Below are 13081 nucleotides of genomic sequence, written 5' to 3' on the forward strand. Positions count from 1 at the left end.
GAAAGATGCTCGAACAAGCCTATGCTCACTGTGAAGCCATTATTAAACATCATTCCAAAACGTTTTACAAAGCGTTTTCTTTATTGCCTTCTTCAAAGAAGAAAGCAGTCTGGGCTGTTTATGGTTTTTGCAGGCAGGTTGATGACATCATTGATGAAGGCACAGATCCTGAAGCAGAATTAAAGGTCTTTCGTTCTGAATTTGCCTCTTTTCTAAAAGGTGAAATACCAAAAACTGATCCTATGTGGCTAGCTCTTGAAGATGTTTTTCGTAATTTCACCATGGATACGAAAGCTTTTCACGATATGATTGCTGGGCAAGAAATGGACTTATATAAAACGAAGTATTATACGCTTGAGGAACTTGAACATTATTCTTATCATGTGGCAAGCACCGTTGGCCTTATGCTTCTTCCAATTCTTGCTCCAAAGAAGGTAGACGAACTTCGAGAGAGTGCCATAGCGTTAGGTCTTGGCATGCAAATCACGAACATCTTAAGAGATATCTCTGAAGATCTAGACCGAGACCGAATTTATTTGCCAATTGCTGAGATGGAATCATTAGGTTATCGTGTTGAAGATTTAAGAAGTCGAAGAATGAATGAGGCATTTATCAAAGTTTGGGAAAAGCTTGCTGTTCGAGCTGAAATGCATTACGAAACAGCTTTCTCAGCAATGCATCATTATCCTCTAGATGCTCGTCTCCCAGTGAAAAGCTCAGCGGTTTTTTACAAAGCCATTTTGCAATCCATTCGTAAAAAAGATTATAATGTCTTCCACCAGCGAGCATTTGTATCGGAAAAAGAAAAAGAAGCGCTTTTATCGGCGATTGCCGGAAATTGACAAAAACTCTCTTCCAATTGGAGGAGAGCTTTTTTGTTATATCCTTAGTGTCTTTAAGATTAAGGAATCTAAGCGAAAAGTAGTTGTAACATTTGAGAGAATTTGAAATGATTAGGAGGTATTAAATGTTTTATGCATCATTAGGGGCCATGATCTCTTACTTATTTCAAAAAGGGTGATGCAAGTATTCAAGAAAGCTATTCTAGAAGGAGCTTATCCATAAAGAAAGGTAGGAAAGCCTGTTGATTTATATTGAGAAGAAGAAAGTAACATTAAGAGAGGCGACATGGGAGGATATTAGTACTTTATACTATTGGAAATATGAAGAGGAGAATCAAGAAGCAAAAAAATGGAACGGGCCATACATCATTGAGAAAAAGATATCCAAAGTAGAGTACAAGAAAGAGTGGGAGCAACAGCGTAAAATTAGCCTCGGAGTTCCAGACACGTTAGTCATTGAAGCAGATAATAAAGTGATAGGTACAGTGGGATCATACTGGGTTGATAAGTTCACCAACTGGCTTGAAACCGGAATTGTTATTTATGATCCATCTTACTGGAATGGAGGATACGGTTCTGAAGCTTATAGAGAATGGATCCATTTTCTATTTCGATCAACAAAGCTTCGTCGACTTGGCATGTCTACCTGGTCTGGTAATGAACGGATGATCAAGGTGGCAAGTAAGATTGGAATGAAAGAAGAAGCCAGAATAAGAGATGCAAGGATAGTAGAAGGTGTTTACTACGATGCCATCAAAATGGGGATGCTTCGAAGTGAATGGGAGCAACTTCGGTCTTAATTGTAAGGCGTTTTGTTTTCGAAAGACATATGGCATGATAGAGGTAGCTTACTATTAATCATTTGGGGGAACTTATGAAAAACCGATCTTATACACGTTTATTGAATGAAACGATTACAATCTATGAAGAAAGTGGTAGTTTAAAAGCTTATCAATTTATGAAAGAGCATGCGAAGAATGTGGAAGGCAATCAAGCGCAGCTCTTCAATTTTCAATATGCTCTTGCAGCTGCATCTGACCTAAAAGAGGAAGCCCTTGCGATCATGAGGGAAGCCATTATGGAACAGGGATACTGGTATGCGTATGAGTATTTACAAGCGGATGAAGACTTGGATTCCCTCCGTGAGTTTGATGAATTTCAAGAATTGGTTCAGCTTTGTAAACAAAGAGAAGAAAAGGCGATGGAACAAGCAAAACCAGCGTTAACGGTTTTAAATAACGAGGATGAACAAGAACGTCCCGTTCTTATGGCTATTCATGGAGATCAAGAGAATGCTGAAATGACTGCTGTAGCTTGGAACCGAGCAGCAACGAAAAAGTATAAACTCGCCTTTCCTCAATCATCTCAAATCCAGTTTTCAGATGCTTATGAATGGGAAGACGTTGCTTTAGGGGTACAAGAAATAGAGGACCATGTGAATACCCTTTCCTCTAGAGATAACTTGATTATTGGAGGTTTTTCAGCTGGATGTCACGTAGCACTTAGAGCGATTCTCGAGCAGCGTATAAGCGTGGATGGATTTATTTTCGTGGCACCATGGATTCCTAATATTGATGAATGGCGAGATGCTATCGATTCTTTAAAGAATTCAAATATAAGGGCTTATATCATTTGTGGTGAGGAAGATGATGATTGTCTTGAGGGGTCTAAAGCCTTATCCGAGTTGTTGGAAGCTCAAGAGGTTGCACATGAACTGAAGATCATTCAAGGTCTGGATCATGAATACCCAGAGGAATTTAATGAATGGCTTCACCGGGCTCTGCAGTTTATTAATAAAAGGGATTAGAGAAAGACCTTAGATAGAGCCCAGTTTCGTTTATTCCTAAGGCCGAATTCTTGTTGATCACAATAGTTCAATCCTTTGGAAGGGTGATCGTATGAGAGAACGAATTGGTGAGTGTACAAACTGTAAGAAACTAGTTTATTGCTTGAATGGTTTTCTCGATGGAGTTAGTTGGAAAGGTCAGCTATACTGCTTTACTTGCTTTGAAAAGCATAAAGATTAACCACCGTCATAGTCTTGATCGATGTAGTGGGGTCAACCCCCATTCAATAGAAGATTACTTCAACCTTTTCCAGGATGTGCAGGAAGGTTTTCCTAAGTGATATGACATAAGGGAGGAAGCAAGTGAAACTAACGAAAGAGACACAATATATCAGAAGTGTCCGTTTAGAAAAAATTGAAGACAATGAATTTCCGTTCTCTCTACCCGCTGTACAAAGTCTACAGGATGAACTTATCTTTCACCCAAATGTTACGTATGTTGTTGGTGAGAATGGAATGGGGAAATCAACGCTGCTAGAAGGGATAGCTGGGACACTAGGTATGAATCCTGAAGGTGGCACGAAGAATTTCAATTTTTCGAGCTATGATTCTCACTCAAATTTGCATCAGTATTTGAAATTAACAAGAGGAGTTCATAGACCAGATGATTCTTTTTTCTTTCGAGCCGAGACGTATTACAATTTAGCTACGAATATTGAAGCATTAGATCAAGAGGGATTTGGTCCGAAAATTATTGATTCTTTTGGAGGGAAATCACTTCATCAACAATCGCACGGAGAGTCTTTTTTTGCTACATTTATGTACCGATTTCAAGGAAGAGGGTTGTACATTCTAGATGAACCCGAAGCGGCGCTCTCGCCGATTAGGCAGCTATCGATGTTAACGAGAATACATGAGCTTGTTCAAGAAGGTTCTCAACTAATCATATCGACACACTCACCAATTTTAATGGCTTATCCTGAGGCAAGAATCATGCAGCTAAACGCCGATAGCATGCGTGAGGTAACGTTAGAAGAAACTGATCATTATGTGACGATGAAACAATTTTTTGAAGATAAAGATCGCCTTTTGCATCATTTGTTGAAGAATTAAGGGTTGATGGTGTTTAGACGAAATAATTGATAAATTAAATTGAAAAGTGCCCTCCAAATGAAGCTTGCGTTTGGAGGGCACTTTAAACTTGTTTAGATTGTCTACCATGAATGGCGTTCCTTACCGAATCATTTTGTACTTGTGCACTAGTGATCTTCACGTATGATTCGATCCGCCACATTTTTCCCGCTAATGACGACCATTGGAGAACCACCACCAGGATGGGTGCTTCCGCCAGCAAAGTAGATATTCGAGATATCCTTTGATTGATTGGAAGGTCTAAGAAAACTATTTTTTAAAGAATTCGAAGAAATGCCGTAGAGTGCCCCTCTGAAAGCGTAGAAACGTTCTTTAATTTCTTCAGGTCCGATGACCTTCTCTGTGACAAGGTGCTTCCTTATAGGTAATCCATGCTTCTCCAACTTATCATATATTTTCTCTTTATATTTCTCTAAGGAAATTTGGTTATTTTCGGACAGAGGAGGCGCATTTACTAGAATAAAGAGATTATCTCCATCAGGAGAAATAGAAGGATCTGTTGCTGAAGAATTTGATATATAGATCGTCGGGTCGTCAGGCCATTCTCCCTTAAATAGCGTTTCAAATTCATGACTGTAATTTTGAGCAAAGTATACTTGATGATGGACAAGATCAGGAAGTCTTGTTGATAATCCAGCCATGATAACAAAAGCGGAAATGGAGGGAGATGATCCCTCAATTTTTATGTTAGGCATGGATGGCCGCTCTTTCTCATTAACTAATGCTGGGTAGGCTTTTAATAAGTCTCCATTAATAATAACCTTATCTACGTCTAAACGATCAGAAGCCGTTTCAATTTGCTTCGCTTTTTTATTTTCAACATGTACTTGATTCACTTCAGTATTTAAGTGAAAAGTGACACCTAGCTGTTTTGCTGCGGATTCTAGACTTTCAGCAAGTTTGGTGTTTCCCCCCTTAACATAATAAACTCCCTGCACCATCTCAAGATATCCGATCATCGCAAAAGTAGCTGGCGAGAGAAAGGGGGAGGAACCAATATATGTAGAATAGCGATTAAAAGCTTTTAATAAAAGAGGGTGCTGAAAATAGCGTTCATGAAAGTGGTTCATTTTCTCAAGCGGTCTCACTTTAATAACTGCACGAAACAATGTAGGAGACAAGTAATCATTCCACTTTGTAAACATCCTCGGAAAGAATGATGATTTGGATAAATGATAGAGTCGTTCAATTTCTTTGAGATAAGCGGGATAATGATTCGCTGCAAATGAATCAAGATTCTGTAGTTGCTCTATCATGAAAGATTCGTCTGTGCTCATCATAAAAGATTGACCATCATAGTCTATATTTCTTGTATGATGATCGAGTTTCATCCACGTGTAATAATCCCTGGGGTTAAGGTTTGCTTCTTCAAATACAGAATCAAAAATTTCAGGCATTGTCATCGTGTTTGGCCCGAAATCAAAGTGATGTGTCCCCAGGTTAACAGGCATCATTTTCCCACCTGCGTATTCATTTTTGTCATAAACGTGTACATTGTATCCTTTGCTAGCTAGCTTAATTGAAGCAGAGAGCCCACCGAGTCCTGCCCCAATAACGGCGATTGTTTTCATGAGTACGTTCTTCCTTTCCAAACATAACCTTTCTGCCTTAAACCTGTGCGCATAGAATGGATCAACAGAGTCATAAACGCGACAGCACTTAGTGGCATGAGGAGCGATAACGTGACTCTTTGATTCGTTCTTATATCAATCCATGCTTTTTGGAGCACGATTAGAACATAGGGGTAAAAGAGTGCGACTATTAGTGAACCTGTTAATGCTGTATAAAGCCCTGCAAGTAATAAAATAAGAGGACCGAGATAGAAAATGCTATAAAAGATAAAGAGGATCCATATTAGGAAACGAGAGCGCCCGAGACCTGGGAAAAGGTTTTTGGTGAAACCATTCCACACTTCGCGATTCGTTTGATACATATAACAAGTGACCACATTTGTTATATTGGCAAGAATAACTCTTTGTCTTTTTTTCTTAAATGTTTTTGCTAAATCAATATCATCAAGGAGTGTGGCGCGAATCCCTTTATGACCACCAACTTGTTTGTATGATTCCGTATGAACCATTATAAATGCCCCATGAGCAGCGGTGAAGGAGGGTAGGTTCGTCCAATTAGCTGGTGCTAATGGAAGATGGAAATGAACGACAAAATGCTGAAGTGGTACAAGAAGCTTTTCAAGAAACAAGCTTACAGGAAAAGCAGGAAACCCTGTTATCATGGAAGCCTCCCGCTTTTTCATTAATAAGAGTGCAGCTTGAACCGCATTTGGCGACAGTCTTAAATCTGCATCATTAAACAGTAGGTATTGTCCTTTAGCATGTTCACTTAGCTGGTGACAAGCATATACTTTCCCAGTCCAACCTTTAGGTAGGTCTTTACCAAGTATAACCTTAAATCGCGGATCATTTTTTGTTCCTTCGTAAAGTAAATTCAATGTTTGGTCACTAGAGTGGTCATCAAGTAGAAGAAATTCGATATTATGATATGTGAGCTTTTTTAAGCTTTGAAGGAGTTCTTCAACGTTTCGTTCTTCATCACGAAGAGGGATAAGAATGGATACTAGTCCATTCTCATCCCCCTGAAGACTTCGATTTGATAGACGTGGCATGAAGAGTGAATTGATGATCGTCCATAAGACAAACGCTGTAAGAATGCTAATATAGATGAGCAACATTAGACGGTCACCTCTCCCGCTGTAGCGTGTCCATTTTGCTTCGCTTTTTTCTTATAGGTAATTAGCAGAAGCAGTGTAGGAATCGATGTTACAAAGACCGCAAGCCAAAGGCCATCAAGCAGAGCAAGGAAAATAAACATCCCCATCACCATACCAAATAACATAGCCATTCGATGCTTCCATTTAATGAAAGAAGTCCTATTTGGAACCTTATTCCTCATATAGAGAGGATAGAGTAAGGCGTGAAAGAAAAGGGATACCCAAAACCAGCCCGTGAAATTTTGGAAAGGAACGTTATAATAAACGCCGTTTCCGTCCCATCCCCAATAACCCTTCACTAAATAGGCGACGGGATCAATAATTAAGTCAATTAAAACGGCAATAAGGGAGCCTAAAAGGGAGTAGACGATCCATCTTATGATTCCGGGATTTAGTTTTTCGGTCATTTGAAGCGATAGCACATGAGTAACGCCAATCACCATAATCCAAGCAAAACCAATTCCTATTGGAACGTCAGCTAATTTAAACCCAAAATCACCGGAATAATCATATTTTCCAAAGATTAAACCATAATGAACGCCTAAGCCCTCTGCGATCATGCTGAAAGCAAAGATAAAGGAGGCTGTTGAAAGCCCCCGCAAAGCCCCAAACGTTCGTACAAAATAAAAGCTGCCTAATATTCCACAGAGTATAAGGAAGAAGGCATTTGCCCAGTTAAGAAACGATGGAAGTAGGTCGAAGCCAACAAGGATCAACCCACAGCAGTACCAAAAAATAAATAGTCGAAAGATTACATTATCCCATTTCATCATGTTGCGAAGTCCCTTTCTTAGCCAGTTTGTTCATCTTTCAATTTCTGATCTTCCGCAATTAAATCTGCTGTTAACTGACCTGAAAGTGTAACCATTGGTACGCCACCACCTGGATGTGTTGAACCGCCTACAAAGTACAGGTTATCAATTAGTGAACTTCTAGATGGTATTTTAAAACCGCCGTTCACTTTACGATCCGTTGCTACACCATAGATAGAGCCACCGTTAGAACCATATAAACTCTTAATATCATCTGGAATGAACTGATATTCGAATTCAATTGATTCGCGAAGACCTGTCATACCCATTCGTTCTAATTTATCTAGGACGATTTCACGGTATCTACCGCGATGTTTCTCAAAGCTCTCACCAGGCTTTAATGGTGGAACATGTGTTAAGACAAAGAGATTTTCTTTTCCAGCCGGTGCCTGAGTTGGGTCAGATTTTGATGAGACACCAATATAGACAGTTGGATCGTCAGCAGGGACGCCTTCATCAAATATTTGTTTGAATTCTAGCTCGGGATCTTTCGAGAAGAAAAAGTTGTGGTGTTGAAGGTGATCAAACGTCTTATTTACACCTAGTAACAACACAAGGCCCGAAACGGTAGGAGTATATTTTTTCAATTCATCCTTCACTTTTTCAACACCAGGCTCTCCTTTAAGAAGCGTTTCGTGGGCAGGGATGCCTTCAAGATTACTAACGATTAAGTCTGCCTCCATGATCGTCCCATTCGCAAGTTTTACACCAGCTGCTTTTTTGTTCACGGTGAGAATCTCAGCGACCTCTGTATTGACTTGTACGTCCACACCTAGCTCATCAAGTAGCTTAAGCATTCCTTCTGCTATATTATACATACCGCCTTCAACATAATAGATGCCAAGGCCAAGCTGTACATAAACAAGCTGTGAAAGAATGGCAGGAGAATGATAAGGTGATGAGCCAATATACATAATAAAGAAGTTAAAGAGCTGCTGAAGATGTTTATCATCAAGATATTTTTCCGTTGCCTGATTCATTGATTTCATAGGGTTCATTGTGAGAAGATCTTTAAAAGAATGCAGTTTTTGCAAATCTTGAATGCCTGATAAGCTTTTTTTGTAAAAGCTTTTTAAGCTTAAATCGAACATCGTTTTGCAATAATCTAAATAGGAGAGGAAGTTGGAATAATCTTTCTCTGAGCGCTTATGTACTTCAGATAGCATAACAGCAATATCACTTGTTACATCAATCTGGGCGCCATCTTCGAAGAAAGTTCTCCATTGAGGTTCAATACGTTTAATGGTCATATAATCGTTTACATTTCGGTTTGCACTTTTGAATAGTTTCTCAAGGACCCACGGCATTGTTAGAATGGAAGGACCGGTATCGAATTTAAACCCCTGGCCGGAACGTTTGTTTAATTTGCCGCCAGCGCGCTCATTTTTTTCCAGTACGGTAACCTGATGTCCATCGGCTGCCAGACGAATAGCTGCCGAAAGACCTCCGAGTCCAGCACCAATAACGATTGTTTTTTTGCTCATTCCATCTCCTCCTTCATCGAATTAACTTCAAGCGTCGACATTTATACACTGTAATTGTATAGTGTGGGTATAACCTTTGTAAAGGAATCATAACGCTGTTACAGTGTATAATAGGTTTTCCTGACATAATAATTACCTAATATTGGATATGTTAAACAATTTTGAAACGAGGAATGTGTATGCAGGTCATCCACTTATCGATCGTAGGGTTAATCTTAGTGAATATTTTTGCCTGGCTGATCATTCATGTTTCTATCTCTTATATTTGCCTTCGGTTGCCAGATTCCTTTTATGAATCTAAAAAATCAATGTTACAAAATAAGAAATGGGAACTGAAAGTGTATGATCGTATCCAGATAAGGAAGTGGAAAACAATACTACCTGATGGGGGAGATGTGTTTAAAGGAGGATTTCGGAAGAAAGAACTCAAAACGCTCACTTCTTCTTATATAAGGAAATTTATCTTAGAGACAAGACGTGCAGAGGTGACTCATTGGCTTCTCATACCACCTTCATTCTTGTTTTTCTTATGGAATCCTTTGAGTATTGGTTTAGTAATGGTTGGGTATTCTTTAATAGTTAATCTTCCATTTATTCTTATACAAAGGTACAATCGACTCAGGTTAAAACCATTATTACATCGACAGTTGAAAAAAGAGCAGCGCAGGGGGAATTCCATTGGAACACTTGGGGTTTGATCAAACCGAAAAAAGAAAGAACGAACATATTGATATTTGTCTAACGGAAGACGTGGAAGGACAGGGACTTACGACGGGGTTAGAAAAATATCGTTTTAAGCATAATCCACTACCAGAAATTGATTATAATGAAGTCGATATCTCCACTCAATTTCTTAATAAGAAATTGAAGACGCCATTTCTGATCAGTTCAATGACGGGCGGTACAGAGCGATCTTGGGAGATTAATAAACGTCTTGCCAAAGCTGCTGAAGCACATGGTTGGGCGCTTGGTGTAGGCTCAATGCGTGCAGCTATTCAAGAATCGAAATCCGCTTATTCATTTGACGTAAGAAAACATGCACCAACCATTCCTATACTAGCCAATATTGGAGCTGTTCAACTCAATTATGGTTTTACAGTAGAAGAGTGTAAGAGAGCGATTGACTTCATTCAAGCTGATGCGCTTCTGCTTCATTTAAATCCATTACAAGAAGTATTCCAACCTGAGGGTGATACAAATTTCCAAGATTTAATCGATAAAATTCGAGAAGTAGCAAAAGCGATCCCTGTTCCACTCGGTATTAAAGAGGTTGGCATGGGAATCGATGCGAAGAGTGCTCAGCGTCTTATAAGTGCAGGTGCCAGTTTTATTGATGTTGCTGGAGCGGGTGGAACATCCTGGATTCAAGTTGAAAGTTTCCGTTCCCATCAAACATTAAGGCAACAAGCTGCCGAAGCTTTTCAAGATTGGGGTAACCCGACAGCTGATTGTATTATTGATGTAAGGAAACAGCATCCCGATGTCCCGATGGTTGCAAGTGGCGGACTAAAAAATGGTGTGGATGCAGCTAAAGCTATTGCTCTCGGTGCGGATGTGTCCGGATTTGGTAGGGCATTACTTGAAAATGCGGTAGATGATAGTGAAGAAGCGCTATCAGATCAATTAAAGCGAATTGAGTTCGAATTACGAACAGCTATGTTTGGAATTGGAGCTGCATCGATCAATAGATTAAAATACAATAGCGCATTAAAAAAGAAATAGTCAGAGCACTGAGCTCTGGCTTTTTTGTATGAATAAGTTAAGGAACGATGTTCAATTTGTCTTATTTAACCCATATGGCATCAATGCCTTCGAGCAACTCCACTTGCTCATATGAATGAGGTGTCAACATTATCGGTTCCCGTAGTATAGGTCGTTCTCTAGAGAGCAAACTAGAGCTTAAGGAGGGCGACGCTAATGGCCTGGTTATCCATTTTTCCGTTTATCGTTGTCATTATCATTGCGATGAAAACAAAACTAGTGATCCCCGGATTAACGGCGGGTTTGCTAACAGCATCATTTATATACAAACCTGGATTGATCATTGGTTTGCAACAGTTCTATGAATTTATAATGACTGGTTTGAAAGATGAAAATAATGTTAAAATCGTCCTTTTTCTATATATGTTTACGGGCTTAATCGGATTGATGAAATATACTGGTGGGATAAAAGGATTTGTTCAAGTTGCCTCATCCAAAATCAACTCAAAAAAAGGAGCGTTATTTCTGACGTGGGTGTCAACGCTAGGAACATTTAGTGCTCCTAGTTTCCGCATTGTAACGGTAGCCCCAATCATGAAAGCTCTTTTAAATAAAGTGAAAATCACTCCTCAGGAGCTTGGATTTGTGATAGAAACGACAGCAACTCCAGTCATTGTCTTAATGCCAATTGCTACCGCTTTTGTCGGCTATATGTCATCTGTTGTGCAGCTTTCACTAAAAGCAGAAGGCATTGAAGGAGATGGCTATCGTTACTTTCTTCAAAGTATCCCTTACAACTTTTTTTCGATTAGTATCTTATTGATTGGCTTTTATTTGAGTTTTTTCCATCATCGAAAAACGCCAGCTACAGACGCAGGTAATGTGGAAAAAAAGCTTGATGATCAATGGGAAGATTGTCATCCAGCTGTGGCGAAGGATCTTCCTACGAAACCGATGAATTTATTAATACCTCTTGGAGGAGTTATTCTTCTAACACTTCTTCTTACATATTGGAGTGGTTATAAGAAGGGGTTTACTTCTTTAATCAAGGCGTTTATTGAGGCGGATGTCCTCGACGCGATGGTCTTTGCACTTCTCACTACAGTACTTTTAACGTTCATTTTCTATTTATTTCAACGTTTTTCTTTAAAGGACCTTGTTACTTATTTTATCGAAGGTGGTAACGAGATGATGCCGGTCATCGTCTTGCTTACTGTCGTTTGGGGCTTAGCAGCTTCAACAGAAGCTCTTGGCTTCTCATCTTTTGTTACCTCAAACCTTGATTGGATTCCTACTTTATTTGTACCACCAGTCTTATTTCTCGTTGGTGCGTTTATTTCATACTTTATTGGCTCATCATGGGGCACATGGGGAATTTTAATGCCGCTTGGTATTTCATTAGGGTATTCTACAGGAGCAGATCTCCCTGTTGTCATTGGAGCCGTGTTTGCGAGTGGGACATTTGGCGCATTTGCTTCTCCGCTAAGTGACAATACGAATACAGTTGCGAGGATCTTGCAGTTGAATCCTATGACATATGCGAAATTTAAGCTTGGCCCAGCTTTATTAGCGGCGGGATTAGCTGCAGCTGGCTACTTTGTTATCTCTTTTGTAATATAATTATTTTTATGAGTACTTTTGTATTGACATCCGTTTTAAAACCATTTATTATTGGGACTAACTTAATAATCCTTTGTTTAAAGGATCTTCTTATTCAGAGAGGTGGAGGGACTGGCCCTTAGATACCTCGGCAACGGACCTATGAACTTATGTTCAATTGGAACCGTGCTAATTCCTGCGACGAAAGTCGAAAAATGAGAAGAGGCTCGGTCTATCCAAACCCTCTTCTGTTCGAGCAGATGAGGGTTTTTTTATGCACCCTCATTTGGAAATATGTTTTAGTAGAGGGAGAGACTGATATTGCATACACTAATGGATAACGAAGCAAGAAAACAACAGCTTATTAAGACCCTTCTCTCACAAGGGATATATAAGAAGGGTGAAAAGCAACTTTATATGTTATCACTAAATGAATTAGAAAACATATATGCTCGATCAAATAAAACCATACAGAGAAAAGGAAACGGAGTGGTCACAGTGGAACAAGCAACATTTGCAGCAGGGTGCTTTTGGGGAGTAGAAGCGCTATTTCAACAATTGAACGGTGTTATTTCAACTTCAGCAGGGTTTACAGGAGGAGAGACGATTAATCCAACTTATGAAGATGTTTATTCTGAATTAACAGGCCATGCAGAATCTGTCCAAGTTGAATATGATCCTTCGCTCATTACTTATGAAGAACTTATAGAAGTTTTCTTTGAAAATCATAATCCAACCTCTTTAAATAAACAGGGAGAAGATGTCGGAACACGCTACCGCTCAGCGATTTTTTACCATTCAAATGAGCAGGCAGAAATAGCATTGATTGCGAAAGAAAAACTCGAGCGATCCGGACGCTTCAAAAAACCAGTTGTGACGCAAATTGTACCAATCACTTCATTCTATCGAGCAGATGAATATCATCAAAGCTATCTTGCAAAGCGTGGACAGTCTTCTTGCAAAATTTCATAATAGAA

12 protein-coding genes and 1 riboswitch are annotated in these 13081 nt (G+C 39.4%); of the genes, 8 read left to right on the forward strand and 4 right to left on the reverse strand.

Translation table 11 applies throughout. The annotated features are described in order from the left end of the window. Positions 1–5: 5 nt before the first annotated feature. The 4 genes from IQ283_RS18790 (at position 6) to IQ283_RS18805 (ending at position 3741) form a co-directional block, all read left to right on the forward strand. Positions 6–842, forward strand: coding sequence for a phytoene/squalene synthase family protein (locus IQ283_RS18790; protein ID WP_194222299.1), 837 nt, complete (start codon positions 6–8; stop codon positions 840–842). 242 nt (positions 843–1084) lie between these two features. Next, the gene (locus IQ283_RS18795; protein ID WP_194221604.1) at positions 1085–1642 is read left to right on the forward strand and encodes a GNAT family N-acetyltransferase; all 558 of its coding nucleotides are present in this window, start codon (positions 1085–1087) and stop codon (positions 1640–1642) included. A gap of 74 nt (positions 1643–1716) precedes the next feature. Continuing rightward, a complete protein-coding gene (locus IQ283_RS18800; RefSeq protein ID WP_194221605.1) occupies positions 1717–2649 on the forward strand; it encodes an alpha/beta hydrolase in 933 nt (310 codons plus the stop codon). A 342-nt stretch (positions 2650–2991) separates the two neighbouring features. Then, the gene (locus IQ283_RS18805; RefSeq protein ID WP_194221606.1) at positions 2992–3741 is read left to right on the forward strand and encodes an AAA family ATPase; all 750 of its coding nucleotides are present in this window, start codon (positions 2992–2994) and stop codon (positions 3739–3741) included. Between the two features lie 146 nt (positions 3742–3887). Here the strand turns inward: IQ283_RS18805 and IQ283_RS18810 are convergent, their stop codons facing one another. The 4 genes from IQ283_RS18810 to IQ283_RS18825 are packed head-to-tail and all read right to left on the reverse strand — an operon-like array spanning position 3888 to position 8804. Further along, positions 3888–5351, reverse strand: a complete 1464-nt coding sequence (locus IQ283_RS18810) for a phytoene desaturase family protein (protein WP_194221607.1) — start codon at positions 5349–5351, stop codon at positions 3888–3890. Continuing rightward, positions 5348–6469, reverse strand: coding sequence for a glycosyltransferase (locus IQ283_RS18815; protein WP_194221608.1), 1122 nt, complete (start codon positions 6467–6469; stop codon positions 5348–5350). The genes IQ283_RS18810 and IQ283_RS18815 overlap by 4 nt, the downstream gene beginning before the upstream one ends. Then, positions 6469–7281 (reverse strand): carotenoid biosynthesis protein, encoded by an 813-nt coding sequence (locus IQ283_RS18820; RefSeq protein WP_206759490.1) that lies wholly within the window; start codon positions 7279–7281, stop codon positions 6469–6471. The genes IQ283_RS18815 and IQ283_RS18820 overlap by 1 nt, the downstream gene beginning before the upstream one ends. Before the next feature lie 17 nt (positions 7282–7298). Further along, complete coding sequence (locus tag IQ283_RS18825) at positions 7299–8804, reverse strand: phytoene desaturase family protein (RefSeq protein ID WP_194221610.1); 1506 nt, start codon at positions 8802–8804, stop codon at positions 7299–7301. Between the two features lie 179 nt (positions 8805–8983). Here IQ283_RS18825 and IQ283_RS18830 point away from each other — a divergent pair, with 179 nt between their 5' ends. The 4 genes from IQ283_RS18830 to msrA all read left to right on the forward strand — a co-directional run bounded on the left by IQ283_RS18830 (position 8984) and on the right by msrA (position 13076). Continuing rightward, on the forward strand, positions 8984–9502 hold the full coding sequence (locus tag IQ283_RS18830; RefSeq protein ID WP_194221611.1) for a glycosyl-4,4'-diaponeurosporenoate acyltransferase: 519 nt from the start codon (positions 8984–8986) through the stop codon (positions 9500–9502). Further along, positions 9483–10526, forward strand: coding sequence for a type 2 isopentenyl-diphosphate Delta-isomerase (fni, locus tag IQ283_RS18835; protein WP_226613046.1), 1044 nt, complete (start codon positions 9483–9485; stop codon positions 10524–10526). The genes IQ283_RS18830 and fni overlap by 20 nt, the downstream gene beginning before the upstream one ends. A 195-nt stretch (positions 10527–10721) precedes the next feature. Next, positions 10722–12125, forward strand: a complete 1404-nt coding sequence (locus IQ283_RS18840; protein ID WP_194221612.1) for a Na+/H+ antiporter NhaC family protein — start codon at positions 10722–10724, stop codon at positions 12123–12125. An 87-nt stretch (positions 12126–12212) separates the two neighbouring features. Continuing rightward, positions 12213–12326: riboswitch (SAM riboswitch) on the forward strand. A gap of 99 nt (positions 12327–12425) precedes the next feature. Continuing rightward, positions 12426–13076, forward strand: a complete 651-nt coding sequence (gene msrA, locus IQ283_RS18845) for a peptide-methionine (S)-S-oxide reductase MsrA (protein WP_194221613.1) — start codon at positions 12426–12428, stop codon at positions 13074–13076. Positions 13077–13081 lie beyond the last annotated feature (5 nt).

This window comes from Pseudalkalibacillus hwajinpoensis (assembly GCF_015234585.1).
Classification (GTDB): Bacteria; Bacillota; Bacilli; order Bacillales; family Guptibacillaceae; genus Guptibacillus; species Guptibacillus hwajinpoensis_B.

What these genes read in the sequence shown, in the direction of transcription:
- IQ283_RS18790 (WP_194222299.1), top strand. Translation starts at nt 6, where the DNA reads ATGCTCGAACAAGCCTATGCTCACTGTGAAGCCATTATTAAACATCAT.
- IQ283_RS18825 (WP_194221610.1), bottom strand. Translation starts at nt 8,804, where the DNA reads ATGAGCAAAAAAACAATCGTTATTGGTGCTGGACTCGGAGGTCTTTCG.
- IQ283_RS18820 (WP_206759490.1), bottom strand. Translation starts at nt 7,281, where the DNA reads ATGATGAAATGGGATAATGTAATCTTTCGACTATTTATTTTTTGGTAC.
- IQ283_RS18800 (WP_194221605.1), top strand. Translation starts at nt 1,717, where the DNA reads ATGAAAAACCGATCTTATACACGTTTATTGAATGAAACGATTACAATC.
- IQ283_RS18840 (WP_194221612.1), top strand. Translation starts at nt 10,722, where the DNA reads ATGGCCTGGTTATCCATTTTTCCGTTTATCGTTGTCATTATCATTGCG.
- IQ283_RS18830 (WP_194221611.1), top strand. Translation starts at nt 8,984, where the DNA reads ATGCAGGTCATCCACTTATCGATCGTAGGGTTAATCTTAGTGAATATT.
- IQ283_RS18815 (WP_194221608.1), bottom strand. Translation starts at nt 6,469, where the DNA reads ATGTTGCTCATCTATATTAGCATTCTTACAGCGTTTGTCTTATGGACG.
- IQ283_RS18810 (WP_194221607.1), bottom strand. Translation starts at nt 5,351, where the DNA reads ATGAAAACAATCGCCGTTATTGGGGCAGGACTCGGTGGGCTCTCTGCT.